The 26,529-nt window shown below is 47.4% G+C and carries 20 protein-coding genes; 7 read left to right on the top strand and 13 right to left on the bottom strand.

The genetic code is table 11. From position 1 onward, the window contains the following. Positions 1–103 precede the first annotated feature (103 nt). From gnd to R2X38_RS05405, 7 genes are all read right to left on the bottom strand, one after another. Complete coding sequence (gene gnd / locus R2X38_RS05435; RefSeq protein WP_317521158.1) at positions 104–1,552, bottom strand: decarboxylating NADP(+)-dependent phosphogluconate dehydrogenase; 1,449 nt, start codon at positions 1,550–1,552, stop codon at positions 104–106. 12 nt (positions 1,553–1,564) lie between these two features. Continuing rightward, complete coding sequence (gene pgl, locus R2X38_RS05430; RefSeq protein ID WP_317521157.1) at positions 1,565–2,278, bottom strand: 6-phosphogluconolactonase; 714 nt, start codon at positions 2,276–2,278, stop codon at positions 1,565–1,567. Positions 2,279–2,283: 5 nt separating this feature from the next. Then, positions 2,284–3,783 carry a glucose-6-phosphate dehydrogenase gene (zwf, locus tag R2X38_RS05425; RefSeq protein WP_317521156.1) on the bottom strand — a complete coding sequence of 500 codons (1,500 nt, stop codon included), beginning with the start codon at positions 3,781–3,783 and terminating at the stop codon, positions 2,284–2,286. A gap of 227 nt (positions 3,784–4,010) precedes the next feature. Then, positions 4,011–5,597, bottom strand: coding sequence for a microcin C ABC transporter ATP-binding protein YejF (yejF, locus tag R2X38_RS05420; protein ID WP_317521155.1), 1,587 nt, complete (start codon positions 5,595–5,597; stop codon positions 4,011–4,013). 2 nt (positions 5,598–5,599) lie between these two features. After that, positions 5,600–6,622 carry an ABC transporter permease gene (locus R2X38_RS05415; RefSeq protein WP_317521154.1) on the bottom strand — a complete coding sequence of 341 codons (1,023 nt, stop codon included), beginning with the start codon at positions 6,620–6,622 and terminating at the stop codon, positions 5,600–5,602. After that, positions 6,622–7,707, bottom strand: a complete 1,086-nt coding sequence (locus tag R2X38_RS05410) for a microcin C ABC transporter permease YejB (RefSeq protein ID WP_317521153.1) — start codon at positions 7,705–7,707, stop codon at positions 6,622–6,624. Before R2X38_RS05410 ends, R2X38_RS05415 begins: the two co-directional genes overlap by 1 nt. Positions 7,708–7,709: 2 nt before the next feature. Then, positions 7,710–9,524 (bottom strand): extracellular solute-binding protein, encoded by a 1,815-nt coding sequence (locus R2X38_RS05405; protein ID WP_317521152.1) that lies wholly within the window; start codon positions 9,522–9,524, stop codon positions 7,710–7,712. A gap of 241 nt (positions 9,525–9,765) precedes the next feature. Here R2X38_RS05405 and R2X38_RS05400 point away from each other — a divergent pair, with 241 nt between their 5' ends. Together R2X38_RS05400 and R2X38_RS05395 are read left to right on the top strand one after the other, a co-directional pair. Next, positions 9,766–10,101, top strand: a complete 336-nt coding sequence (locus R2X38_RS05400; RefSeq protein WP_317521151.1) for a PBPRA1643 family SWIM/SEC-C metal-binding motif protein — start codon at positions 9,766–9,768, stop codon at positions 10,099–10,101. A gap of 101 nt (positions 10,102–10,202) precedes the next feature. Next, complete coding sequence (locus R2X38_RS05395; protein WP_317521150.1) at positions 10,203–10,658, top strand: RNA methyltransferase; 456 nt, start codon at positions 10,203–10,205, stop codon at positions 10,656–10,658. A 23-nt stretch (positions 10,659–10,681) separates the two neighbouring features. Here the strand turns inward: R2X38_RS05395 and R2X38_RS05390 are convergent, their stop codons facing one another. Together R2X38_RS05390 and R2X38_RS05385 are read right to left on the bottom strand one after the other, a co-directional pair. Continuing rightward, the gene (locus R2X38_RS05390) at positions 10,682–12,427 is read right to left on the bottom strand and encodes an ATP-binding protein (RefSeq protein ID WP_317521149.1); all 1,746 of its coding nucleotides are present in this window, start codon (positions 12,425–12,427) and stop codon (positions 10,682–10,684) included. Between the two features lie 2 nt (positions 12,428–12,429). Then, entirely contained in the window at positions 12,430–12,972 is a 543-nt protein-coding gene (locus R2X38_RS05385) for a heme NO-binding domain-containing protein (protein WP_317521148.1), read from the bottom strand. Positions 12,973–13,686: 714 nt separating this feature from the next. Here R2X38_RS05385 and fusA point away from each other — a divergent pair. Next, positions 13,687–15,774, top strand: a complete 2,088-nt coding sequence (gene fusA, locus R2X38_RS05380; RefSeq protein ID WP_317521147.1) for an elongation factor G — start codon at positions 13,687–13,689, stop codon at positions 15,772–15,774. A gap of 76 nt (positions 15,775–15,850) precedes the next feature. Here fusA and R2X38_RS05375 read toward each other — a convergent pair whose 3' ends face one another. The 4 genes from R2X38_RS05375 to R2X38_RS05360 all read right to left on the bottom strand — a co-directional run bounded on the left by R2X38_RS05375 (position 15,851) and on the right by R2X38_RS05360 (position 21,312). Further along, positions 15,851–16,642, bottom strand: coding sequence for a DUF4922 domain-containing protein (locus R2X38_RS05375; RefSeq protein WP_317521146.1), 792 nt, complete (start codon positions 16,640–16,642; stop codon positions 15,851–15,853). 425 nt (positions 16,643–17,067) lie between these two features. Continuing rightward, positions 17,068–18,243 carry an amino acid permease gene (locus tag R2X38_RS05370; RefSeq protein ID WP_317521145.1) on the bottom strand — a complete coding sequence of 392 codons (1,176 nt, stop codon included), beginning with the start codon at positions 18,241–18,243 and terminating at the stop codon, positions 17,068–17,070. A gap of 459 nt (positions 18,244–18,702) precedes the next feature. Further along, positions 18,703–18,963 carry a hypothetical protein gene (locus R2X38_RS05365; protein WP_317521143.1) on the bottom strand — a complete coding sequence of 87 codons (261 nt, stop codon included), beginning with the start codon at positions 18,961–18,963 and terminating at the stop codon, positions 18,703–18,705. 123 nt (positions 18,964–19,086) lie between these two features. Then, on the bottom strand, positions 19,087–21,312 hold the full coding sequence (locus R2X38_RS05360; protein WP_317521142.1) for a hypothetical protein: 2,226 nt from the start codon (positions 21,310–21,312) through the stop codon (positions 19,087–19,089). A 425-nt stretch (positions 21,313–21,737) separates the two neighbouring features. Here R2X38_RS05360 and nirB point away from each other — a divergent pair, with 425 nt between their 5' ends. The 4 genes from nirB to cobA all read left to right on the top strand — a co-directional run bounded on the left by nirB (position 21,738) and on the right by cobA (position 26,513). After that, entirely contained in the window at positions 21,738–24,299 is a 2,562-nt protein-coding gene (nirB, locus tag R2X38_RS05355) for a nitrite reductase large subunit NirB (protein WP_317521141.1), read from the top strand. Next, entirely contained in the window at positions 24,299–24,622 is a 324-nt protein-coding gene (nirD, locus tag R2X38_RS05350) for a nitrite reductase small subunit NirD (RefSeq protein ID WP_107297710.1), read from the top strand. The genes nirB and nirD overlap by 1 nt, the downstream gene beginning before the upstream one ends. Before the next feature lie 111 nt (positions 24,623–24,733). Continuing rightward, positions 24,734–25,588 carry a formate/nitrite transporter family protein gene (locus tag R2X38_RS05345; protein WP_039462494.1) on the top strand — a complete coding sequence of 285 codons (855 nt, stop codon included), beginning with the start codon at positions 24,734–24,736 and terminating at the stop codon, positions 25,586–25,588. A 166-nt stretch (positions 25,589–25,754) separates the two neighbouring features. Beyond that, positions 25,755–26,513, top strand: a complete 759-nt coding sequence (gene cobA / locus R2X38_RS05340) for a uroporphyrinogen-III C-methyltransferase (RefSeq protein WP_317521138.1) — start codon at positions 25,755–25,757, stop codon at positions 26,511–26,513. The last annotated feature ends 16 nt before the right edge of the window (positions 26,514–26,529 follow it).

Below are 26,529 nucleotides of genomic sequence, written 5' to 3'. Positions count from 1 at the left end.
TTGAATTATTTATAGCAATTTAATGCTTTCGTTTTTTTAAAAAAAAGGCGCTGAATCTTCAGCGCCTTAATATTATTAATGCATGTTATTCTTTATAACCTAATTAAACATCGTAGGTTGTTGAAGAAATATCACCACCAGTACCTGTCCAGTTGGTATGGTAGAATTCGCCACGTGGCTTGTCAGTGCGCTCATAAGTGTGGGCGCCAAAGTAGTCACGCTGTGCCTGAAGCATGTTTGCTGGCAGACGAGCCGTTGTGTAACCATTTAGGAAAGTTAGCGCTGAGGACATACAAGGCATTGGCAGTCCAGTCTCGAATGACTTGGCTACCACTTTACGCCATGCTGGTAGGCAGCTTTCAAGAATATCTTTGAAGTAACTATCAAGGCCAAGGAAAGCAAGCTCTGGGTTTGCTTCGAAAGCATCACGAATATTACCCAAGAATGCACTACGGATGATACAACCACCGCGCCACATTAGAGCAACGTTACCATAGTTCAGATCCCAGTTGTTAGACTCTGAAGCTTCACGGATCAGCATGAAGCCCTGAGCGTAAGAGATGATCTTAGATGCAAGCAGTGCCTGACGAAGTGCGTCCAACCACTCTGACTTATCACCTTCAACAGCTGTAATTGGGTTGTTGAATAGTGATGCGGCTTCTTCACGCTGCTCTTTCAGTGAAGACAAGCAGCGTGCGAATACTGATTCAGTGATCAGTGTAAGCGGGATACCGTGATCAAGCGCGTTGATACCTGTCCACTTACCGGTACCTTTCTGTCCAGCAGTATCAAGAATTTTCTCTACCAGCGGCTCACCATCTTCATCGCGGTAGCCAAGAATGTCAGCGGTGATTTCAATCAGGTAGCTATCTAGCTCAGTTTTATTCCAATCAGCAAACGTCGCCTGCATCTCATCGTGAGACATACCTAGGCCTTCTTTCATGAAGTGGTAAGCTTCACTGATCAGCTGCATATCACCGTATTCGATACCGTTGTGAACCATTTTCACAAAGTGACCTGCGCCTTCTCTACCTACCCAGTCACAGCACGCTTCACCTTTATCGGTTTTAGCAGCAATCGCCTGGAAGATCGGCTTAACGTGTGGCCATGCTTCAGGATCGCCACCTGGCATGATAGATGGGCCGAAGCGCGCACCTTCTTCACCACCCGATACGCCAGCACCGACATAGCGGATACCTTTTTCACGTAGCTCAGCCACGCGACGGTTGGTGTCTGGGTAGTTAGTGTTACCACCGTCAATGATGATGTCACCTTCGTCCAGCAGCGGTACTAGGCTGTCGATGAACTGATCAACAACTGCGCCTGCGCGAACCATAAGCATCACCTTGCGTGGTGATTCTAGTTTGCCAACCAGATCTTCAAGAGAAGTTGCACCGACAATGTTGGTACCCTTAGCCGGACCCTGCAAAAATTCATCAACTTTCGCCACAGTACGGTTGTAAGCAACCACTTTAAATCCGTTATCGTTCATGTTTAGGATCAGGTTCTGACCCATCACGGCCAAACCGATAACACCAATATCAGCTTTCATTTACTTCTCTCCTTATGCCAGCTCTTTGGCTGCTTCTGAATCTAAATACCACTCGGTTGTGCCAGCCTTTGAGCTGACTTTAGCGGCTGGGTATGCCTGTGCAGCCGGTGCATTGTCGGCGATCTCTTTGATCACTGCCGATTTGCTTGCACCGAGAACCAAGTACGTAATACGTTTAGCGTTTGCCAGCAAGTGCGCGGTTTTCGTCACGCGGATCTGGCGAGTATCTGGATGTGCAGCAATTGCTGCAATTTCTGTTGTGTCGTAGTCCGTTTGCCCTGGGAACAAAGAAGCGGTATGGCCATCGGTTCCCATGCCAAGCAAGATCCAATCAAACTCAGGTACCCCATCCTTTTCTGGGATTTCTGCTACCATCTCTTCGGCAAAACGGATCGCTTCCATCGCTGCAAACTCTTCACCGCGGATACGGTGGATATTGTCAGCAGGGATGGCAATGTGGTCGAATAACAAGGCTTTCGCCTGACCATAATTACTCTGCTCATCTTCCGGCGCAACGCAACGTTCGTCGCCCCACCAAAAGTGAAGATTTTGCCATTGGATAGACTGGGCAAATTCAGAGCCTGCCAAGTAAGCAAAAAGCTGAGACGGTGTGCTACCACCAGACAGTGAGATATGAACTGGTCGGCCAAGCTCACTGTATTCCTTCAGGTTATTAGCCAATCCCTCAACAACCTGATCGGCGTTTTCAAATACATGGTAATTCATGAGACTTATAGCTCGCAGTAGTCGGTGTTGGTCAGGTTCTTACAAGGGAAACGCCATTCACGATCGTCTCGCGACAATAGCTCATCGGCTTCTTTCGGCCCCCAAGTACCTGCAGCGTAGCCGTATAGATGCTCTGGATTTTCTTTGTAGTCCAATATCGGCTGAACAAACTGCCAGCAAGCTTTTACCGCATCGGTACGAGCAAACAATGTCGCATCACCTTTCATTGAATCCAACAGCAAGCGCTCATAAGCCGTTAGCATATGGGTCTCTTCCAGGCTTTCGTAGTGGAAGTCCATGCTCACTTCTTTGGCTTCAAAACCAGCACCCGGCTGCTTAAGACCAAAGCTCATTAAGATGCCTTCATCAGGCTGAATGCGGATGATCAGCTTGTTTTCTGGGGCGTTTGCACCAAATACTGGGTGAGGCGTTTTCTTGAAGTGAATAACCACTTCAGTCACCCGGGTTGGCAAGCGTTTACCAGTACGCACATAGAACGGTACGCCGTTCCAGCGCCAGTTATCGATAAACATCTTCAAACCAACATAGGTTTCGGTACGCGAATCTTCCGCTACACCCGGCTCTTCGCGGTATCCCACAAGGTGATCGCCGCGCACATCGGATTCGGTGTATTGGCCCAGTACCAAGTTGTTTTGCAGATCTTTTTCAGACAGCGGCTGAAGGCTCTTAAATACCTTCATCACTTCATCACGCATCGAGTCAGCATTAATCGCTGCCGGCGGCTCCATACCTACCATTGCCAATACTTGCAACAAGTGATTCTGGAACATATCACGAACGGCACCAGCTCCATCGTAATAACCACCACGCTCTTCAACGCCAAGGAATTCAGCCGCTGTGATTTCAACGTAATCAATGAAGTTACGGTTCCAAAGCGGTTCGAACATACCATTGGCAAAACGGAACACCAATAGGTTTTGGACGGTTTCTTTACCAAGGTAGTGATCGATACGGTAAATTTGGTGCTCTTGAAAGTGGGCGTGCAGATCTTTATCTAGCTGCTCGGCAGTTGCCAAGTCATAGCCGAAAGGCTTTTCGACAATCAGGCGTTTCCAGCCTTTTTCTTCACTGTTGAGGCCATGAGCGGCAAGGCACTCTGGAATTACGCTGTAGAGGCTCGGCGGTGTCGCCAGGTAGAAGGTCGTATTACTGTTAGTTTGATACTTTTGTTCGATGTCATCCAAACGTGATTTCAGTTTGGCGTAATCTTCTACATTCTTGGTATCAATCGCTTGGTAATGAAGGCGTTGACAGAAAGCATCAAGCACCTGAGGGTCAACTTTTTCGTTGGCTGTCAGCGAATCTTTCAATTTCTGCTGGAACTCATCATCGGAATAATGAGTCCGGCTTACCCCCAAAATAGCGAATTCTTCAGACAGCAATCCATTCGCGAATAGGTGGTAAAAGGCTGGGATCAACTTACGATGGGTCAGATCACCCGACGCCCCGAAGATGACGATACAATTATTTTCAGGCTTAACCATAATGCTTTCCCACTCGCCTGAATCCATCAGGACAAGTTATTCATTTTATTGTGTTGTGAATGTTATCAACACGGCTAAAAAGCACCAGAAGGTTTTCCCTATCGCAGCGATAGGTAAAACCTTCAATTGGTCACATTTTAGCCGATAATGAGAACGGCGCCTTTTGGGCGCCTCATTATGTATGAGAAGCACATAACATCCCAGCTACATTTGTCTGGTACTACCACCTAAGACAAGGCAACTAATTGCTTTGTATACTCTTGTTGCGGTTCACTAAACAAAGTTTGGGTTTCCCCCTGCTCAACCACCTGCCCTTGGCGAAGCACCAGAGTATAGTGGCAAAGCGACTTCACAACATGGAGGTCATGGCTAATAAAGAGGTAGGTTAAGTTATACTTTTGCTGCAGGTTTTTTAATAACGTAAGTACCTGAAATTGAACCGTTCTGTCCAGTGACGACGTCGGCTCATCCAACAGGATAAACGCCGGTTTCAGCACCAGAGCACGGGCAATAGCGATCCGCTGGCGCTGACCGCCAGAGAATTCATTTGGATAGCGATGACGTGTTTCGGGATCAAGTTCTACATCTCGCATCACATCACAAATAACTTTGTCTTCCTGCTCTGGCGTTAGGTTTTGGTGAACTCTTAGCCCCTCACCAATGATTTGTGCCACTGACATTCTCGGGTTCAAGGCTGAAAATGGGTCTTGAAAAACCACTTGCATCTTGCTGCGTATCGGCAACATTTGTTTACGATTAAATGCCGAGATGTCTTCCCCGCGGTATAAAATTTGACCGGTACTTTCCAGCAATTTGAGAATAGCCATTCCTGTTGTCGACTTGCCCGAACCACTCTCCCCGACAAGGCCGACGCTGTGGCCGGTCCGCAACAAAAAGCTTACATCCGTCACCGCTTTAATATGATCCTTAACCCGCTTCAATACCCCACCTTTAACCGGGAACCACACGCGTAAGTCTTTTACCTCGAACATAGGTGCCGCTGTCATATCAACCGGGACCGGCTCGCCGCTTGGATCGGAGTTGATCAACTTGATGGTATAGGGATCCTGCGGCCGTTCGAACACTTCAGTCATGGTGTTGGTTTCCACTAAACGCCCCATCTGCATCACCGCAACACGATCGGCAATTTTGCGAACAATGCTCAAGTCATGGGTGATAAACAGCATGGCCATGCCCATTTCACGCTGTAGATCTTTGAGCAAATCCAAGATTTGAGCCTGTACCGAGACATCCAGCGCAGTAGTGGGTTCATCGGCAATCAACAGTTCTGGCTCGTTAATAAGTGCCATTGCAATCATCACCCGCTGACGCTCGCCACCGGATAGTTCATGGGGGTAAGACTCCAATCTTTTTTCTGGGTTTCTGATCCCGACTTTCTGCAACCATTCCAACGCTTTCTTCTGTGCTTCACGCTGCCGAGTACCCCGGTGGATAGCGAGGATTTCACACAGCTGGCGGCCAATTTTATGCAGAGGGTTCAAGGACATCATCGGCTCTTGGAAGATCATGCCAATACGGTTACCCCTTACGCCACGCATTTCCCGCTCACTGCAACGCATCATGTCGATACCATCATAATGAATATGGCCGCTGAGATAGCGAGTGCTCGATTTCGGTAGCAGACGCAAAATCGCATTGGCTGTGACTGATTTTCCCGAACCGCTCTCCCCCACCAGCGCAAGGGTTTCGCCACGTTTAATATCGAGGCTAACGTTGTAGGTCACTTGATTAACGGATTTTCCGCTTTGAAAACCCACCGATAGATTTTCAATGGTAATAATAGGTTGTGACATAGTTACCTCTGATGGTGGGGATCAAATGCGTCACGCACGGCTTCGCCGACAAACACCAGCAAGCTCAGCATGATTGAAAGGACAACGAAGGCAGATAAGCCCAGCCACGGTGCTTGCAGGTTAGTCTTGCCCTGAGCCAGCAGTTCACCTAATGATGGTGAGCCCGCAGGCAAGCCGAAGCCGAGGAAATCCAGCGAGGTCAACGTGGTTACTGAGCCGCTGAGAATAAACGGCATCATTGTGAGTGATGCCACCATGGCGTTGGGCAGCATATGACGCAGCATGATCCGCCCATCCCCGACGCCCATTGCCTGGGCAGCCCTGACATAATCAAGATTCCGACAGCGGAGGAATTCAGCACGTACCACACCGACCAACCCCATCCAGCTAAACAGCACCATGATGCCAAGCAGCCACCAGAAGTTAGGCTCGACAAAACTGGATAGGATGATCAGCAAGAACAGTGTCGGCATACCAGACCATACTTCGATGAAACGCTGTCCGAACAGATCGACCCAGCCGCCGTAGTAGCCTTGGCTAGCCCCGACGATGACGCCAATCACAGTCGAAATAATGGTAAGCGCAAACCCGAACAAAACAGATATACGAAAGCCGTATATGATGCGGGCAAGCACATCACGTCCTTTGTCATCTGTGCCTAGCCAGTTGACGCTATCCGGCGGTGACGGAGCCGGGCCGGTCAAGTCATAGTTGATGGTGTCGTAACTGAAGCGGATAAGCGGCCAGATCATAAAGCCATCAGCTTCGATCAAATCCGCGACATACGGGTCGGTATAATCGGCTTCGGCATCGAATTCACCGCCAAACTCAGTTTCAGAGTACGGGGTGACAATGGGGAAATACCACTGTGATTCAAACTGGATCACCAACGGCTTATCATTGGCGACGATCTCTGCAAACAAGCTGCAGAAAAACAGGATCGAGAAGATCCACAGCGACCAATAGCCGCGCTTGTGGGCGCGGAATCTAGCCCAACGTTCCTTGGTTAATGGGTTAAGTTTCACTAACGTGCCTCAAAATCTATCCGTGGGTCGACCAATGTATAGGTAATATCCGAAATAATGTTCAGCAACAGCCCGAGTAGCGTCATGATGTACAAAGAGCTAAATACCACCGGGTAATCTCGCTGTATGGTCGACTCAAACCCTAACAATCCTATCCCTTCAAGGGAGAACATCACCTCAATCAGCATCGCTCCGGTGAAGAAGATACTGATAAAGGCTGCCGGAAAACCTGCGATGATGATCAGCATGGCATTACGGAAAACATGGCGGTACAAAATGCTGTGCTCATCCAGTCCCTTGGCGCGGGCTGTCACCACGTACTGCTTATTGATTTCATCAAGAAAGGAGTTTTTGGTTAGCATAGTCAAAGTGGCAAAGCCGCCAATAACCATCGCCAGGATAGGCAAGGTTAAATGCCAGAAATAGTCGATGATTTGCTGGTACCAATTCAGCTGGTCAAAATTGGACGACACCAACCCGCGCAACGGGAACCAACTGAAATAGTTGCCACTGGCGAAGAAGATGATCAGCAATATCGCGAACAGGAAGCCGGGGATGGCATAGCCAACGATCACTACCGCACTACTCCAGACATCAAACCGCGAACCATGCTTGATAGCCTTGGCTATCCCGAGTGGGATCGAGACAAGGTAGATGATCAGCGTACTCCAAAGCCCCAGCGAGATAGAGACTGGCAGGCGGTCGATGATTAAATCAATCACATTGCCGCCCTTGAACAAGCTCTCGCCAAAATTGAACGTGGCGTAATCCTTGAGCATATCGAAGTAACGCTCGAGCAATGGCTTATCAAAACCAAATTGTTTCTTGATTGCCTCGACCACTTCGGGATCCAACCCACGCGAGCCTCGGTAACCAGAGCCGTTTTCCGACGGTTCCAACGAACCGACTTCTTGGCCACCGCCGGTAAAACGCTCCATAATACCGGAGCTATGGCCTTCAAGCTGGGCAACCGCTTGCTCTACCGGTCCACCGGGCGCGATTTGAATTACAAAGAAGTTGATGGTGATGATCGCCCACAAGGTGGGGATCACCAGCAACAGACGCCGAATAATATATGCCGACATACTTACCGCCGCTTCTCAGGTAACTTGGCCGCTTTCTCGGTATCAATCCACCAGGTATCACGACCCAATGAGTATTTTGGCCGCACGTCTGGTCGGGAGAACTTATCCCAGCTCGACACACGGAACATACTGATATGCCACTGCGGGATGACGTAGAAGTTCCACTGCAATACCCTGTCGAGTGCCCGACCGAGGCTCAGCAATTTATCAGGGTTCTCCTGGTTTTCTGCAATCTGCTCCGTCAAATAATCAATCGCCGGATCTTTTACCCCTGCGGTGTTATAGGTACTGTCGATAAAATTACTGTTCCAGGCAATCATCAGGTTCGGGCTCGGATAGGGGTTAGCCCCGTAACCGGCTGAGACCATATCAAAATCCCGGTCACGCAGGCGTTTTATATACTGGGTGGTATCGACGGTACGCAAACGCATATCTATGCCTAGTAGCTTCAAGTTTTTCTGCAATGGAATAGCCAAACGCTCAGTCGTCGGGCTGTACATCAACAGCTCAAAGGTAAAGGCTTCACCGGTCTCGACATTGGTCATGACCTTATTCTGTACTTCCCAGCCTGCTTCTTTCATCAATGCCAGGGCTTTGCGAAGCTGAACACGGATACGGCCAGAGCCATCCGATTTAGGCGGTTGGTACTCTTCGGTGAATACCCTTGCTGGCACTTTGTCTTTTACCGGAGCCAGAACAGCAACTTCATCTTCCGATGGCTGTCCCTTGGCTTCGTAATCAGTATTTTGGAAATAGCTACGGGTACGGGTGTACTGGTTATAGAACAGACTTTTGTTCATCCACTCGAAGTCCATGGCATAAGACAAGGCTTCACGTACTTTGGGATCGCTGAAGTAGCTTCGTTCGGTATTGAACACAAATGCCTGCATCGACTGCGGAATTTGGTGCGGGATCTCTTCCTTTATAATATAGCCTTTGTCGAAATTCGGCCCCTGGTACATAGTGGCCCAGAACTTGGCGACGTTCTCTTCACGAATATCATACTCGCCAGCCTTGAACGCCTCTAGGGTGACTGTTTCATCCCGGTAATAATCGTACTTGATGGTCTCGAAGTTGTTTCTGCCTACGTTGACCGGCAAATCTTTGGCCCAGTAATCCCCCTCCAAGGAGTAGGTTACGCTTTGACCTGGCTTGTAATCAGTGATTCGGTAGGCGCTGCTGCCAATTGGCGGGGTATTAAGAGGTTCACTCAGGTTCTTGTCTTTCCAGTAGTGCTCAGGCAAAACGTTCATGCCCTGTACTAAAGCCAACAACACTTCCCGGTTCGGCTTGGCCATTTCGATTCTAGCGGTTCGTTCTGATTTCGCCGTCACCGATTTGACATCTTTAAAGTAGACCTTGTACTGGGCGACCCCTTCCTTCATGAACTTGTCAAAGGTAAAAGCCACATCGGCCGCAGTGATCGGCTCACCATCATGGAATTTGGCATTCGGGTTGATATCTACTTCCATCCAGGAAAAATCTTCCGAATAACGAACCTTTTCGGCGATGAGGGGGTAATAACTGTCAATTTCATCTTCTGAAGACACAAACAAGGTGTCATAGATAGCTTCGCTCCCTGCCACCGATACTCCCCGTGAGGCAAAACGGTTGAAACTATCAAAAGTGCCAACTTGAGCGTAGGTTACCTGCCCTCCTTTGGGAGCATCAGGATTCACGTAGTCAAAATGGTTAAAGTCCGCAGGGTATTTAGCGGTTCCAAACCCCACCAAAGAGCGGCTTTCTATCACTTCACTAGCCGATACGGAACCGGCAATTACCATCGCCACCAACAACGACGAGACGCTTTTGTACATCTAGGCCTCCATGCAAAAAATCTGTTTCAGACGACGCTTACTGGCACCATCTTACTCGTTGAATTAGATGAAATTATTTTGTGGTATATGTTTACGATAGGACACTAATGACAAATGAACAACCACTCAATAGGCAATATGAAAACCTGTGATCACTTGCGACAAGCTATTGAAGCCGTTAATATCGCCCGTTTTCAGGTTTACGGACCACAATCTCATCTACATTTGCCAGGATCACCCTATGTCAAAGTTCTTCTATAAAGGCCGCATTGAGAAAAAACCAAAGCACGAGAGCTACGGCTTTAATACCAAGCAAGCCAAGAAGTTAGGCACTGAAGTCAACCCACTTCAACTTATTGTAAATAGCGATGAGAAAAAAGCTGAAGTCGAAGCACAACTTCAACAACACCAAGTCGTCGCCACGATTACGGTTAACCCAGAAGCAGAAGAAAATCTGGTTGAGCTGGAAACATTGATCAACAAACCTAAAACGACAGTATTTGAGAAAACCCCAAACCGTAATGACCCGTGTTCGTGCGGAAGCGGTAAAAAGTACAAGAAGTGCTGCGGTAAATAACCCCGCCAAGCAGTATTAGAGTGGCTAGGGGAAGTCCCCTGCCATTTTTCGTCAAAAAACGTATAATCTCGCGCTGTTGTAAAATTTCGGAAATACGAGTTATGAGCAAAGGTTACGCCTGTGTTGGGTTGTTCAACCCAAAAACCCCTGAAAATGTTGGTTCTGTGATGCGCGCTGCTGGCTGCTACGGCGTCAATAGTGTGTTCTACACAGGCACTCGCTACGACCTTGCCAAGAAATTCTGCACCGATACCAAGAATACCATCCTTGATATCCCATTAATCGGTGTCGAAGATCTGAAAAACATTATTCCGCACGATTGCGTACCCGTTGCCGTTGATCTTGTGGAAGGTGCCAAGCCACTACCTGACTACAAACACCCAAAACGTGCGTTTTACATTTTTGGCCCGGAAGATGGCACGCTGAAAAAAGACATCACCAACTTCTGCCGCGAAACTATCTACGTACCTACCAACGGTTGCATGAATCTTGCTGCCGCTGTCAATGTCATCCTGTACGACCGCATGGCTAAAGGTGAGAGTTTTTCGAACCATTAAGGCCTAAGACTCTAGCAAATATACTAATGGGGGACAGTTTCTGTGCCCCATTTTTCTATCATTTCCCTAAGCTCAACACTCTGGTACGGCTTACAAAGGATGTCATCCATTCCCGCCGTGAAGCACTCTTCCCGTTCTGCTTTGGTGGTGCCAGCAGTCAAGGCAATAATAGGTTTACTGTAACCCGCGCTGCGAAGCCGCTCTGTTGTCACATAACCATCCAGAACAGGCATCCGGCAATCCATCAGGACAATATCAAACTCTTGCTGCTCTAATATTTCTAGTGCTTTCTGGCCGTTGTCAGCAATGGCTGGCGTAATGCCGAATTTGCCCAGCATCAACTTGATGATCATTTGGTTAGTTTTCAAATCTTCTACCACCAAGATAGACAAGTCATCAATAGACGCCGCGCCACCTAATTGGCCTTCACTTTCATTAACCGTAACCTGATTGATTTCCAGTGGTAAAGTCACGGTAAAGGTGGTTCCTCTTCCATCTTCACTGTCGACCTCAATCCAACCTTTCATCTGCTCAGCCAGCTTTTTACATATAGCCAACCCAAGCCCAGTTCCCTCATGCTGGCGATTACTGGAGTTATCAACTTGGGTAAACGGCTGAAACAAGGTAGCGATTTTATCTTTAGGTATCCCACAACCAGAATCGCGCACCATAAACCTCAGCGCCTCATCTTGCCACCCAATAGTGACCGACACGTATCCCTGCTGTGTGAACTTTATAGCGTTGCCAATCAGGTTTACGAAGATTTGCTTAATACGGTCCTCGTCACCCAAAAGCCACTGCGGTGTATCAGGCAGGAAGTGAATGGAAAAATCTAACTGCTTTTCATTGGCTGGGTGCTGGAAGATATCTTTCAGCATATTGGTCATCAACCGGCTATCAAAAGGTTTGATAGCTAATTCCATCATCCCTGCATTGATCTTACTGTAATCAAGCAAGTCATTGATGATAGCCCGTAGCAGTTCTCCTGAGTGATGGAGTGTCGACAACAAACCGCTTTGATGATTATCCAGTTCAGTATCTGACAACAATTCAGCGGTGCCGAGCAAACCATTCAATGGCGTTCGCAGCTCATGGTTTATCATCGCCAAGAAATCACGGGTTGATTTCTCAGACTCCTCTGCGGATTTCCGTGCACGAATCGCATCTTCAAGCTTTAATTGGCGATCAATCGAGGTACGGAGCATTTCACCGATTAAATTCATATGCTTGCGGATGGTGGTATGCCACTCCCTGCGCTCGTCTATGTGGGTAACCAGATACCCTGTTACCGCCGAATTGCTTAACGAGAACCAGTGTAATTGGGTTTGTGGATCCCAACACTCACCGAGCGATGCTAATTTTGCGGGAGGTGTCCTAGACTCTTCAATACCGGCAAAGTAGGCAATATTCAGTGCTGGCGTCGATTCACAGCGGATTTTCAACCCGCACGCACTTACCGCTTGACTATTAATTAGGGCATCTAGCAATTCCTTGATAATGCCATGCGAAGGTTGGTACTTGAGGAATGTGTGACCGAATCCAAGCAGCAAGTTATCCATTTTCTGCTGGTAAGCAAAAAAATCTGACCCACTGGCAACTTGATCTCGCATCTTTTCGAGATTTTGTTCTACCAGTTGCTTAGTTTGATATAACTCTAAGCTTTTTGACTCCAACAGCATTTCAGCCATTTTTCTTGCTTCACGCTCTCGGTCGATTTTCTTTTGCATCAAAGCAACTTGACGTTCCAAATCCATACGTTCAAGGCCCATAATTACCCCGCACTAAGGGTCAACGTAAATCGGACATGGCTCTGGTCTTGGGTGACGGGCTCCATCTCAATATCCATCTCTTCATTAAAGTGCTGGACACAACCGCGGATCAAACCTAAGCATACATGGGAGAAACAACGTGCGGATATATAGTCGAGCACCATCTTTGCCGATGTTTGAGAGATAAAATCAAACTGCGGTGGGTTGGCATTGGGGTAGAGTTTTTTCACCTCAATATGGATATGACGCTCTACTCTTTCAATGAAACCGAAGGTTCCTGTTGGCTTATCACCGTTACCCATTGGCATTGTCGTTAACAAACGCGCAAATAATGCCTCGCCATACACTTCTTGCAGCGCCTCAGGAGATACACCGGTAATCTTACTCAAACAGACAATCATCTTCACCAAGACACGGTGATCATAACTTCCTACTGCCGTGTAAATCCCATCAACCCCGGCATCATCAAGCATCTGTTGGCAAACCTCTAAGCCAAAGCGATTTTCAACGATATCGAGAAACTCGGTAAAAATAATTCCTTTCATAGACTTAATCTCCCTTTGCCCATGATTTGAGTATGGGAAACGAATGGCTCGTGGTCAAAATTATTGCAACTCATTTCATTAGATATACCTAAGTCCTTCACCCCAGATTTTTTAGTCAAAGGTTGTAACCGTACAATAGTGAAAGCAAGTCATGAAACGTAACATCCTTTTTTCCTTCCTTTATATAGCAATCACATTATCCAGCTCAGCCGTGTTAGCGAACTCTATACCGGCGGGTCATTATGATGCGGGTAAATTGAAGTCCTTGATAACCAGGATTTAGCTGATATCACTATCTATTTTTCCGAGCAACCATAATGTAACAACCTATCCTCTGCTGACAGGGAATTTACCCTAAGCCACTGGTAGCTTTTAGCGTTTACTACTAGAATTAAGCGGATTTGGTGGCATGTAGGCTGCCATTTTTACATCATCATCGTTCACATTCAGTGAACAATGAGCAGGTAAAGGACGCAAATGTGTGTTTCAAACGCCTCTTGTCAAAGCGTAATTTGACAGTGATTTGGGAAACATATTGTGTTATTACATGCAGCTCCTGTGGGTTTATTGAGCGTTTACGCCAGAAAACCTGAAAAGACGGAGCAAAAACAAGCAAATGTTCATTTTATCTTAAATGAGCTATGTAATGTTTGTTGGAATCAGTGATATACTCCCCCACCGAATAGTGACACTAATTGTTTATAGAGAAAAACAATGGCAGATTTATCTAAATACAGAAACATTGGTATTTTCGCGCACGTTGATGCGGGTAAAACCACTACTACTGAGCGTATCCTTAAGCTTACTGGTCAGATCCACAAGACTGGTGAGGTACACGACGGCGAATCAACTACTGACTTCATGGAGCAGGAAGCTGAGCGTGGTATTACAATCCAGTCTGCAGCAGTTAGCTGTTTCTGGAACGGCCACCGCCTAAACGTTATCGATACTCCTGGACACGTTGACTTCACAGTTGAAGTATACCGTTCTCTTAAAGTTCTTGACGGTGGTATCGGTGTATTCTGTGGTTCTGGTGGTGTTGAGCCTCAGTCAGAAACTAACTGGCGTTACGCGAACGAATCAGAAGTATCTCGTCTGATCTTCGTTAACAAACTAGACCGTATGGGCGCTGACTTCTTCAACGTTGTTGATCAGGTTAAGAACGTTCTTGGTGCTACTCCGCTAGTAATGGTTCTTCCTATCGGTCGTGAAGACGACTTCGTTGGTGTTGTAGACCTACTAAGCCGTAAAGCGTACGTTTGGGATGAGACTGGTCTTCCAGAAAACTACACAATCCAAGACGTTCCTGCTGACATGGTAGACGACGTTGAAGCTTACCGTGAAGAGCTAATCGAAACTGCTGTTGAGCAGGACGATGACCTAATGGAAGCTTACATGGAAGGTGAAGAGCCTTCTATCGAAGACATCAAGCGTTGTATCCGTAAAGGTACTCGTGACATCGCGTTCTTCCCTACTTTCTGTGGTTCTGCGTTCAAGAACAAGGGTATGCAGCTAGTACTAGACGCTGTTGTAGATTACCTACCATCTCCAACAGAAGTAGATCCTCAGCCGCTAACAGACAAAGAAACTGGTGAGCCAACTGGTGAAGTTGCAACTGTTTCTGCTGATGAGCCACTAAAAGCGCTTGCGTTCAAGATCATGGACGACCGTTTCGGTGCTCTAACGTTCATCCGTATTTACTCTGGCCGCATGAAGAAGGGTGACACCATCCTTAACTCTGCGACAGGCAAAACTGAGCGTATCGGCCGTATGGTTGAGATGCAGGCTGATGACCGTAACGAGCTTACTGAAGCACAAGCTGGTGACATCATCGCTGTTGTTGGTATGAAGAACGTTCAAACTGGTCACACTCTATGTGATGTTAAGCACGAGTGTACTCTTGAGCCAATGATCTTCCCAACGCCAGTAATCTCTATCGCAGTAACGCCTAAAGACAAAGGCGGTTCTGAGAAGATGGGTATCGCTATCGGTAAGATGGTTGCAGAAGATCCATCATTCCAGGTTGAAACTGACGAAGAAACTGGCGAAACCATCCTTAAAGGTATGGGTGAACTTCACCTAGACATCAAGGTTGATATCCTTAAGCGTACTTACGGCGTAGACCTAATCGTTGGTCAGCCACAGGTTGCTTACCGCGAAACAATCACTCAAGCAATTGAAGATAGCTACACGCACAAGAAGCAGTCTGGTGGTTCTGGTCAGTTCGGTAAGATCGACTACCGTATCAAGCCAGGTGAAGTTGGTTCTGGCTTCAAGTTCTCTTCAACTGTTGTTGGCGGTAACGTTCCTAAGGAATTCTGGCCTGCAGTTGAGAAAGGCTTCGAAGGCATGATGGACAACGGTGTCCTAGCTGGCTTCCCAGTTCTTGACGTTGAAGTTGAACTATTCGACGGTGGCTTCCACGCAGTTGACTCATCAGCAGTAGCATTCGAAATCGCAGCGAAAGGTGCATTCCGTCAGTCTATGCCTAAAGCTGGTGCTCAGCTTCTTGAGCCAATCATGCACGTTGACGTGTTCACTCCAGAAGACCACGTTGGTGACGTAATCGGTGACCTTAACCGTCGTCGCGGCATGATCAAAGATCAGCAGGCTGGTACTACTGGTGTTCGTATTAAAGCAGACGTTCCTCTATCAGAAATGTTCGGCTACATCGGTCACCTACGTACTATGACTTCTGGTCGTGGTCAGTTCTCTATGGAGTTCGCACACTACGCACCATGTCCAGCAAACGTTGCTGAGCAGGTAATCGCAGAAGTTAAAGAGCGCGAAGCTAAGAAGTAATTCTTATCTGAGTAAGCTTAATAGCTGATAAAAACCCGGTAGCTTGGCTATCGGGTTTTTTTATGCCTCAAGTTTTTTATGAGCTGCAGTTGGCGAGATAATTCATCAAGCCGTATTGCTTTAGCCAGTCGAGTTGTTCTTCACGCTTCACCAAGAAACGCCCTGAATAGTTTATCCCGTTGGCAAACACACCCTCGATGTTATTTTTGCTGCGGGGAAACAGTAGCATCCAGCGCTCGGTCAGCAGCAGGTTGTAAGGGTCACAGTTTCCATCCGGTGTTTCTGCTAAAAGCCCCAACCTCGCCATCATAGAAAGGTAGCTATCATACAGAGCTTCAGCATCCAGAGCTTTCAATGGCGCCAACTGGTGCGCAAAAGGCAGCTCCCCAGCGGCAATCACCTGCTCCAACGGGATAGGTGAACGGACTAGCTGCATATGACGGTGTGTTTGGCTCGCACCGGCAATGGGACCATTATTGTAAAAACCAAAGACATCAGGATAAACAAACCCTTCCAACCAACCCTGGAAGTCACTCAAGCTAAGGCAGGTTTGCTGTGGGACAAAGGCTTTTGAACAGATAAGCAGGTGGGGAGAGAGAACCGGGAATTTATTCAACAAGCAGACATGCTCTTTCCCGACATCGGCAACATAAAGAGATTCTTCATAAGGCAGAAACGGGTTGCCTTGGGTAGAGGTCGCACGAAACTTCTTGGTCGCGTTGGCGGTCACCACGTGACCAAAGTAAGTAATACCCTCTTCTACTATCACTTGAGCATCAGTCACTATCGGCATCAGGCTTCCATCTGCCAGTGCGCACTCAGAGACCCGAGCTGCTTTTTCCCAGAGCGTTTCAGTTTGACCGGACATATGCCCCTCCTCGCTATCCTTCTTTCCCCATTGTATACCCAAGTGAGCTCAAGATGCTTATTTCAAAAAGCTTTCTTCAACCACAGAACCTCTCTTTGCGACACTTATTTCAGTGTACACATTAGTTTACAATGATGGCCATTTTAGCCATCTGCAGGATGAAGGCTAGATATAGCTGCAAACCACGAAAGTTTGTATTATCAATGCCATTGGAAAACACTGCTTTATCCTATTCCCAATAGTACTCCATAGAGCAGTTCGAAGTTTTTGTTTGGTCGCTAAAACTTCAACAGGTAGTTTTGTTTGGTCGCATCCTACCTCTCCAGCCTGTTTGCCTTTTGCATCATTCAGGTAATTACAAAAAGGGCGTTTACTCAGTAAACGCCCTTACCTCTGTTTGTTCTTCAGAACGGATATTGCTGATATTAAATCAACTCTGCTGCCAGCAGGAAGCAACCGAACAGGAAGCTCAAGCCCATCGCCAGATGTCCACCTGATGCCTGGTACAGCGCTCCAGATGCATCCACTTCAAAGGCGCTGTCATCTTCTTTACGCAATTTCATGGTCATCGCCATTGGGATGAACACTGCCAGGAATACCAAGATAATGCCAGCGTAGGCCAGTGCCGATAGGAACTGATCAGCAGCGTACAAGGCACCAGTTAACGGTAAGATGAAAGTCAGCACATAGGTCACAGCACGATTCTGGCGGAAAGTATCCACATTTTGGTCAAACAGGGCCATCGCTACACCAAGGAAAGAAGTAAGCAGTGCAAGACCGGTGAACACTGACAGAATCAGGTTAATCATGCTATGGCCCGACCCCAGCGCAGCAATCAACTCAGAAACATTACTGAAATCAACCATCTGGTCAGCGCTTAGGTTACCCATTGCTGCATAGAGCCACAATAGGTAACTAAATAGCGGTACCAGCGATCCAATCACGACCATGTTACGCAATTGCTTGTGGGTCGCTTCTTTGTTGTACGTTACCAGAGATGGGATAACTACCATGAAGCCAAAGCTGGTGAACAGTACTGAGCTAGTTTTGATCAGGTCAATCTTATTGTCGCTGGTTGCTACCATCAGGTTTTCAATTGAAATAGTCGGCACCAAAGACAATAGCGTTAGCACCAACATAATGACCATCACAGCAAACAAGGCACGGTTGAGCTTATCAATCACAGCAGTACCTGCAGCGACAACCACGCCAGCAACCAACGTAAAGACAATCTGGCTCTGCATCAGGCTGAGATCAAGGCCGATGCCCGATAGCAGCTTCTGTACCAGATCCCCTGCCCCAATGATGTAAGCCATCAACAGGCAAACAAGCAGCGCATACAGCAAGCTATTCGTCACCAACTGGCCGCCTTTACCGAGCGTTTTGCGGGCAATGGTATTCATGCCAAGGCCGCCACCCGCCTTAATGCTGGCCTCAAGCAATAGCAGTGCAGCGTAGGTTGTACCCAGCCAGATTACCAGCATCAACAACGTACCCCAGACCAGCCCGAACTGGGCCAACACCATAGGAATAGCCAACATACCGGCACCCAGTGCCGTACCCGCAATAATAAGAGAACTACCAAGCAGTTTTAGATTCACAATTTTGTCTCGTAATAATGTGTCTCCGCCACGTAAAGGGCAGAAAAAAAGGGAAATAATCTATTTATCAATGTGCTGCAGGTAAAAAAGCAGCAATAGAGAATTAGTGACTAAATCGGAATGCGGCAAAATAGCCGTAAAACTGGAAGTTTGCGGAAGGTTTAGCAGATTGAGAATGGCAAGCGCAAGGTAAAGTAGCGGCCGAGGATAGATGGATCTCCCCCGTGGTTTTATTGTTCATTAATCGTACTCCAACAACGATAAATCCCTATAGATAAGGTAACCTTCCACTGATTACCCTTGTTTTGTTTGGTCAGTTAGCAACTTATATGGTCATTAGAAGCACTTCAACACTCGCATACGGAATCTTATATCCCAAAAATGAAAATTAAGATTTCAGGCAAAGAAAAACCCTTTGGCCATTGGTACAAAGGGTTAGTTGTCACTTAGGAAAAGGGCTTAAGCTGATATCACTTCGCCGGATTTGGCGGCGATTAGCGTCAGCTTGTTAAACGAGGCTGGGTAAACACTGATAGTGCTGCCATCGTCAAAAAGTAGGCCGTCATAAAAGTTACCACTCCACTTTACACGGGTGAAACGTGCATAGCGCGCTTTACTGTAGACCTCTTCGAGGGCGTTGATGGCGCCTTGCTTTTTCACTTGTTCCAAAATTGCTGGACTTAGTAACTTTTCTGCCACTGACTTGGCCGATTCGTTCATCCCTGTTTCTCTATTTCACTAACGATAGTTTTGTTTTACCAAAATCATGCCGAGTTGCAAGGAGGAATCACTCAAGTGACTCCCCCTCGGCGATTTACTCGTCAGTAATTGAGTTTTTTGTGATTAATGCACGGGGCTGCCTTCAATTGTTACCGAAGTGCCTGCAGAGTTAATGAAGCTAACTATTGCTTCTTGTTGCATCGTCAATGAAGCATTTACTTCACGAAGAGTAAAACCATCTTCTCCCATCATTGACGGTCTCCCTAGAGGGTATAGTGGGTCACTGTAAGTAACAGCACCTTCATAAGGGAAAAGATAAGTGCCATGTCCGCCATGCATCGCACGAATAGCACCGCGAATTGTTTCAGCTGTAGTGGTGCCAGAAGAAATCGGATCCAACTCTAAATGTGCAATCAAAGGCTCTGTACCTACTAACGGCTTTCCAGGGACGCTATTCACTACAACATTATCCGGAATGTAGTCCACTCCTTCCTGACAAGTCTCTGGCTGATGATAATCACACGTACCAGCAGCCTCAACCAGTAAGATTGGCTGCTGTTTATTCGCAAGTTGACGTTCAATAAAGTTCGCTGGGTCACCACCATCCACTGCAGTCTGTACGCCCGGGTACATCTCTGCTACCACCATATCGAACACCATATCTTCGATGCCAGCAGCTTTATCAGCATTTTCTTCACTCTCCGCCTTGTAAGCTTCCAAAGCATCGAGGCCCTCAACCTTAGTTTGCGTCTCTTCATCGTAAACACCGACCATGCTAGCAACAGCAAGCTGAATATCACTTGAGCTTCTGATCTCAACCTCAACTTCACCACCTAGCAGCGGTGAATTGATCACAAGATCAGTAAGGTGCATACCAGGCACCGCAAGAGTAACGGTAGTGAAATTAAGCTCTGGGTAGTCCTGTGATAAGTCACTTACCATGGTGGAAATGATACCGCCTAAGGAGTGGCCAATTAAGCTAACATCTGTATGGTCGACAAAGTCAGTGTTATTAAGTGCTTTTCTCAGTGCAAGCTGGTCAAGCACTGCTTGGCGCTGGTTATCACGTAGTGTTAAAGCACTTAATAGATTCAAGTAAACTGATTTTTCTTGGTTAGGTTCACCACTTGATGCAGTGATCTCCGGCTCAAGATCAAAATCAAGATTCACACCACGTTCACCATGCAAAGGCTGATCAATCGCAATGACAAGACGATTATTCGCCGGGTCAAGATCCCCTGCCCCAGTCGCGAGCTTAGTCATGGTTTGCGCGGCTTCTTTTTTACCTGTTATCCCGTGCACGATGATTGTAGCTGGTAGTTCATTTGCTGGAAGTGGTTCCCACCCATTTGGTGCGTAGATAATCGCCGGTATCTCTAGCTCTTCATCCGTAGCTACAGGCTCTGGATTGCCGCCATGAACAAACTCGCCATTAGCACCTTTCCACCAACTATATAGAGATTCACAATATGCAATTTTATCGGCGGCCACTGTTTTCTGCTCGATACTACCTTCATCGTATAATTGAGGAACCTTACAGTTACTTCTATTCGGCATTTCTAGGTAGTATTGAATCTTAATATTGGCTTCGTACGTCCAGACATCTGAGTCAGCTTCAGTATCCAATTCCCCGACAATCTCCAGAGCTCGGTCTTCTGGAATATTTTTAATTGCCGCATCCATAACTGGATATACGCTCTGGGTAGTAAAGCGCGCACTATAAACAATGCTGTCTTGAACACCTGCGGCTGCCAAATCATTGTGGTTGCTTTGGATCTGGCTGACAAAGGCATCGCCTTTTGCATGGCCAAGATTATCACCCTCAACTAGGCTTTGATAATAGTTTGAGCGTCTTAGTGTATTGCCCGATACATCGGTAATACCCTCCGAAAGTGCGAGAACAAAAGTGGTCGATTCAGGAAGCACGACTTTCGGCAACACCTGAATATCACCCGACTCGGTTACCTCAACCACATAATCTTCGTTTGGCTTAAGAAGCTCACCAGTTTCAACGTTCAGGATATATGTTTTCTCCGTCAGCGTTTTGGTATCAAGCGCATCTTCTGGACCAGAAATTGGCAATACTATTGGGTAGCCTGTCGACCATCCATCTAGCGCACCATAGACGTTCTCGTAGTTTCGGTAATCCACTTCGCCGCCATTCGCTTCTTGTTCAAGCTCCAGAGTACCATCACTATCGGTAAGTAGAATGTCGTTGGGATAGATCACCTGATCCAGATTGAATGGAACATACTGCCGTGGATCTTCAGAGGTATCTATCTCATTACAGGCCGTGAGCGAAGCCGCAATGACAAGTGCCAGACATAGAGGTTGTGTATTTTTTATCATTGTCATTTCCATCGGTTTATTAAACTGCTTTCAGACGCTCCGCTATCCTAAATGAAAAGCGCCAAAACCCCGACCATCACACTCTCTTAACCAATTGATTTAATATATTATTTATGTTTTTTATATGTTTTTACTCTTTCAAGCTAAATTAGCTTCTGGCATTAACAGCAAAAAATATGACCGTCACATAAACTTCATGACATGTAAGAAAACGACACAACCGTAATGCTATCTTATTCATAATTATTGTTTTAATTCTTCATACTCATTCTTGTAATACAATATCATCACACATAAGATATTGATTTTATTAGATCTAACCCTTTAGGGCTATTCAAAACCGTAATTGATTTACGTCATATTTATTCACACATTGTCTCATTAAGATTCCGTTCAGAATTTATGACTTTGTAGTAGAGGATCTTATGAGCAAAGTGAGATTGGCCATCATCGGCAACGGAATGGTGGGCCATCGCTTTATCGAGGAATTGGTCGATAAAGCCAATATGGACAATTACGAGGTAACCGTCTTCTGTGAAGAGCCTCGTGTCGCCTATGACAGGGTTCACCTGTCATCGTATTTCTCCCACCATACCGCCGAAGAACTTTCGCTCGTTAAAGAAGGCTTCTACCAGAAACACTCAATCAACATCTTGCTCGGCGAACGTGCGATCAACATCAATCGCGAAAACCGCATCATCTACTCCAGCACCGGCCGTGAAGTCCAATACGACAAGCTGATCCTCGCCACTGGCTCCTTCCCGTTTGTACCGCCAATCAAAGGTAACGAAAGCAAAGATTGCTTTGTCTACCGCACAATCGAAGATCTCAAAGCCATTGAAGCCAATGCAAAGAAAAGCAAAGTCGGTGTTGTTGTCGGTGGCGGCCTGTTAGGCCTTGAAGCCGCAGGTGCCCTGAAAGCGCTCGGTGTTGAAACTCACGTTGTTGAGTTCGCACCAAAACTGATGGCCGAGCAACTTGATCTTGCAGGCGGTAACCAATTGCGCCAGAAAATTGAGCGGATGGGTGTCAATGTGCATACCAGCAAGAACACGTTGGAAATCGCACCAGAAGGTAGCAATGCTCGCAATGTTATGCGTTTTGCTGATGGCAGCGAGCTTGAAACAGACTTCATTGTGTTCTCGGCAGGTATCCGCCCACAGGACAAACTGGCTCGCCAGATGGAGCTAGATGTGGCTCCTCGCGGTGGTGTGGCTATCAATGATTTCTGCCAGACGTCAGATGAGAACATCTACGCTATCGGTGAATGTGTTTCTTGGAACGAAATGTTCTACGGCTTGGTTGCCCCTGGCTACAAAATGGCACAGGTCGCGGTTAGCCACCTAATTGGTGAAGACAACCGATTTGAAGGTGCCGACATGAGTGCCAAGCTAAAACTGCTTGGCGTGAAAGTTGGCTCTATCGGTGACGCCAATGGCCGTACACCTGGCTGCAAGAGCTTTGTCTACCAGAACGAAGAGCAGGAAGTCTACAAACGCTTGATCGTTTCTGAAGATAACAAGAAGCTGCTGGGTGCTGTCCTGGTTGGCGATACCTCTGACTACGGTGATCTGCTACAACTCATGCTCAATGAAATGGAGCTGCCTGAGCACCCGGATGCCTTGATCCTACCAGCACATGCTGGTGCCGAAAAGCCATCGCTTGGCGCGGATGCTCTGCCAGATAGCGCTGTGATCTGTTCTTGTTTTGATGTCACCAAGGCAAAAATTGCCCAGGCCGTGTCTGATGGCAACCACACCTTGGCAGACGTTAAAGCTGTAACGGGCGCAGGTACTGGCTGTGGTGGTTGTATTCCACTGGTGACTTCAGTACTTAACGCTGAGCTGGCAAAATCCGGTATCGAAGTGAAGAACGATGTGTGTGAGCACTTCGCCTATTCACGTCAGGAGCTATTCCATCTGATCCGTATCGAAGAAATCAAAACCTTCGATGAGCTGCTTGAGAAATACGGCAAAGGCTACGGTTGTGAAGTGTGTAAACCGCTGGTTGGTTCTATCCTAGCTTCATGCTGGGGTGAGCACATCCTGAAGCCTCAGTTGGTTAAACTGCACGACACCAACGACAACTTCCTGGGTAATATCCAGAAAGACGGTACCTACTCTGTTATTCCGCGTATGGCTGGCGGCGAAGTGACACCACAAGCGCTTGGTGCCCTTGCTGCTGTAGCAGAGGAATACAGTCTATACACCAAAGTCACCGGTGCACAACGTATCGGTCTGTTCGGCGCGCAAAAAGACGATCTTCCTGAGATCTGGCGCAAGCTGATTGATGCAGGTTTCGAAACCGGCCAGGCGTACGCGAAAGCATTGCGTATGGCGAAGACCTGTGTGGGCTCGACCTGGTGTCGTTACGGCGTTCAGGACTCTGTTGGCCTAGGTTCACTGATTGAAAACCGCTACAAGGGTATCCGTACCCCGCACAAGATGAAGTTCGGTGTTTCTGGCTGTACCCGTGAGTGTGCTGAAGCGCAGGGTAAAGACCTTGGCATCATTGCTACAGATGCAGGCTGGAACATGTATGTGTGTGGTAACGGCGGTATGAAGCCTCGCCACGCTGACTTGCTTGCCAGCGACCTAGACCAAGAGACCCTAATCAAGTACATCGACCGCTTCATGATGTTCTATATCCGCACCGCGGCGCCACTCCAGCGTACTTCGGTATGGATGGAAAACATGGAAGGCGGTGTTGACTACCTGCGCGAAGTGATTATTGAAGACAAACTAGGGATCAACGCCCAGCTTGAAGCTGACGTGGCCAAGTTGGTTGATGAGTATGAGTGTGAGTGGACTGCAACGATCAACGACGCATCGCAACTTACCCGCTTTGCCCACTTCATCAACTCTGACTTGCGTGATGACAATGTGGTCTTTGTTTCCGAGCGTGACCAGCATCGCCCGGCAACATTTACTGAAAAACACCCAGGTGCGGTTGGCGATATCCTGCACGTTGAATTGGAGAACTCATAATGGCTTTTGAACAAATTTGCGATATCCAAGATATCACTCCGGGTACTGGTGTCTGTGCGCTGTTCAACGGCCAACAGGTGGCTATCTTTCGCCCTAGCGAAGCAGAGGAAGTGTTCGCCATCAGCAATATGGACCCATTTGCCCGCTCCAATGTGCTATCACGCGGCTTGATTTGCCAACACCAAGACGAGCTTTGGGTGGCGAGCCCACTGAAAAAACAACGTTTCAACTTGTCTACCGGTGCATGCATGGAAGATGAACGCTTTAACATCAAAGCCTTCAACGCCCGTGTCACCAACGGCAAAGTCGAAATCGCTGCGTAACAACCTAACCGGTTAAATAGCAAAGATTAAATAGCGAAAAGGCTCTTTGCCCATCACTTGAGTGAGAGCCTTTGACTATTCAATTTTAATTTAACTTTTTGGAGTGACATGATGTCCTATTCAAAACCGATGGAATTCGTTCAGACAATGATTGATACGGGCGAGGCAAAAATCCGTACATCGACACGCGATTTGATTTTGCGTGGCACGATGGCGGGTATTATCCTCTCGCTTGCCGTTGTTGTGGCGATCACCACCATTACACAAACAGGCATAGGCATTGTTGGTGCCCTCGTCTTCCCTGTCGGCTTCTGTATCTTGAGCCTAATGGGTTATGACTTGGTAACTGGTGTATTTGGCCTGGCACCGCTGGCTAAATTCGAAAACCGTCCAGGCATCACTTGGGGCAGTGTTCTTCGCTGCTGGGGTTTGGTTGGTCTTGGCAACTTGATTGGCTCTCTCATCGTTGCCTTCCTTATTGCCCTTTCATTTACGATGAACTTCAGTGTTGAACCAGGCGCTGTTGGCCAAACCTTCATTAAAGCCGCAACAGCACGTACTGTCGGCTTCGAAGAGCTGGGTGCCAACGGTTGGATCACCTGTTTTGTCCGCGGTATCCTGTGTAACCTGATGGTTTGCCTGGGTGTGATCGGCAACATGACTGCGCGCAGCGTAGCAGGCAAGATTGCGGCAATGTGGCTACCGATCTTTATCTTCTTCGCGCTAGTATTCGAACACGCCGTCGTGAACATGTTCCTGTTCCCGCTAGGTATGATGCTGGGTGCAGATTTTGGTATTTCTACATGGCTGAGCTTCAACCTGGTACCAACCATTCTTGGTAACCTTGTTGGTGGCTTGCTGTTTACGTGTGTTCCGCTGTACCTGACTCACGCTAAAACAGCTCCTGCACACAATGTAGAGAACGATTCAGTTGTAGATGCGGCACCTGCATTCGCTACTAAATAATCATTCTTTTGGGTCCCGGGTAAAGGCTCGGGGCCAACACTTACCAATAAGGCTATTGTATTGTTTTGGCTATAAAAAGTAATAACTCCTTAGGGTAAAAAGCAACGGGCTACCCGCCAAATCAGAGTGTTACTTTTTATATCCAAATTTTTAGAAAGGCGTTGCTATGAGCATCAACAACACATCATCAAACAGCGGCTTTGTTTCACTGGTCGGTGCAGGCCCAGGCGATCCTGATTTGCTCACCGTTAAAGGGCTTAGGGTTATTCAAGCAGCAGACGTTGTTGTCTATGACCGTTTGGTATCAGAAGATATCCTGGCTCTGGCAGACTCTTCAGCCGAGATGATCTATGTCGGTAAACAGCTCGACTTCCATTGTGTCCCGCAAGATCAGATCAACCAGATTTTGGTGCAAAAAGCCCAAGAAGGTAAGCGTGTTGTACGTTTGAAAGGCGGTGATTCTTTCATCTTCGGCCGTGGCGGTGAAGAGCTTGAGGAGCTTGCCAAATTCGGTATCAAATATGAAGTCGTCCCGGGCATTACAGCAGCAGCAGGTGCAACCGCTTATGCAGGGATCCCCCTCACCCACCGTGACCATGCCCAGAGTGTTCAGTTCATCACTGGCCATGTACAAAAAGATGGCCGTGAAATTGAATGGGCATCATTGGCACAATCCAATAATTCCTTGGTGTTCTACATGGGTCTGAAACAAAGTGGCCATATCTGCGATAAGCTGATCACCCATGGCCTTTCAGCACAAACCCCTTGCGCCATTATCGAGAACGGCACCCGCCCAGAGCAACGTGTGCTGAACGGTACACTCGAGACATTGCCAGAATTAGCCAAGGGAGCGGTAAGCCCGGCGCTCATCGTAATCGGCAGTGTGGCTTCGCTGGGTGAACGCCTGGGATGGTTTCACCAATGATCAGTGATCTGTATTC

Origin of the sequence: Photobacterium rosenbergii (genome assembly GCF_033022775.1) — a bacterium.
Classification (GTDB): Bacteria; Pseudomonadota; Gammaproteobacteria; order Enterobacterales; family Vibrionaceae; genus Photobacterium; species Photobacterium rosenbergii_A.
The sequence above is the reverse complement of the archived record's forward strand: the minus strand, read 5'-3'. Positions and strand labels throughout refer to the sequence as shown.

What these genes read in the sequence shown, in the direction of transcription:
- gnd (WP_317521158.1), bottom strand. Translation starts at nt 1,552, where the DNA reads ATGAAAGCTGATATTGGTGTTATCGGTTTGGCCGTGATGGGTCAGAAC.
- R2X38_RS05345 (WP_039462494.1), top strand. Translation starts at nt 24,734, where the DNA reads ATGTCCTATTCAAAACCGATGGAATTCGTTCAGACAATGATTGATACG.
- yejF (WP_317521155.1), bottom strand. Translation starts at nt 5,597, where the DNA reads ATGTCACAACCTATTATTACCATTGAAAATCTATCGGTGGGTTTTCAA.
- pgl (WP_317521157.1), bottom strand. Translation starts at nt 2,278, where the DNA reads ATGAATTACCATGTATTTGAAAACGCCGATCAGGTTGTTGAGGGATTG.
- nirD (WP_107297710.1), top strand. Translation starts at nt 24,299, where the DNA reads ATGGCTTTTGAACAAATTTGCGATATCCAAGATATCACTCCGGGTACT.
- cobA (WP_317521138.1), top strand. Translation starts at nt 25,755, where the DNA reads ATGAGCATCAACAACACATCATCAAACAGCGGCTTTGTTTCACTGGTC.
- fusA (WP_317521147.1), top strand. Translation starts at nt 13,687, where the DNA reads ATGGCAGATTTATCTAAATACAGAAACATTGGTATTTTCGCGCACGTT.
- nirB (WP_317521141.1), top strand. Translation starts at nt 21,738, where the DNA reads ATGAGCAAAGTGAGATTGGCCATCATCGGCAACGGAATGGTGGGCCAT.
- R2X38_RS05365 (WP_317521143.1), bottom strand. Translation starts at nt 18,963, where the DNA reads ATGAACGAATCGGCCAAGTCAGTGGCAGAAAAGTTACTAAGTCCAGCA.
- R2X38_RS05410 (WP_317521153.1), bottom strand. Translation starts at nt 7,707, where the DNA reads ATGTCGGCATATATTATTCGGCGTCTGTTGCTGGTGATCCCCACCTTG.
- R2X38_RS05385 (WP_317521148.1), bottom strand. Translation starts at nt 12,972, where the DNA reads ATGAAAGGAATTATTTTTACCGAGTTTCTCGATATCGTTGAAAATCGC.
- R2X38_RS05390 (WP_317521149.1), bottom strand. Translation starts at nt 12,427, where the DNA reads ATGGGCCTTGAACGTATGGATTTGGAACGTCAAGTTGCTTTGATGCAA.
- R2X38_RS05405 (WP_317521152.1), bottom strand. Translation starts at nt 9,524, where the DNA reads ATGTACAAAAGCGTCTCGTCGTTGTTGGTGGCGATGGTAATTGCCGGT.
- R2X38_RS05360 (WP_317521142.1), bottom strand. Translation starts at nt 21,312, where the DNA reads ATGATAAAAAATACACAACCTCTATGTCTGGCACTTGTCATTGCGGCT.
- R2X38_RS05400 (WP_317521151.1), top strand. Translation starts at nt 9,766, where the DNA reads ATGTCAAAGTTCTTCTATAAAGGCCGCATTGAGAAAAAACCAAAGCAC.
- R2X38_RS05395 (WP_317521150.1), top strand. Translation starts at nt 10,203, where the DNA reads ATGAGCAAAGGTTACGCCTGTGTTGGGTTGTTCAACCCAAAAACCCCT.
- zwf (WP_317521156.1), bottom strand. Translation starts at nt 3,783, where the DNA reads ATGGTTAAGCCTGAAAATAATTGTATCGTCATCTTCGGGGCGTCGGGT.
- R2X38_RS05375 (WP_317521146.1), bottom strand. Translation starts at nt 16,642, where the DNA reads ATGTCCGGTCAAACTGAAACGCTCTGGGAAAAAGCAGCTCGGGTCTCT.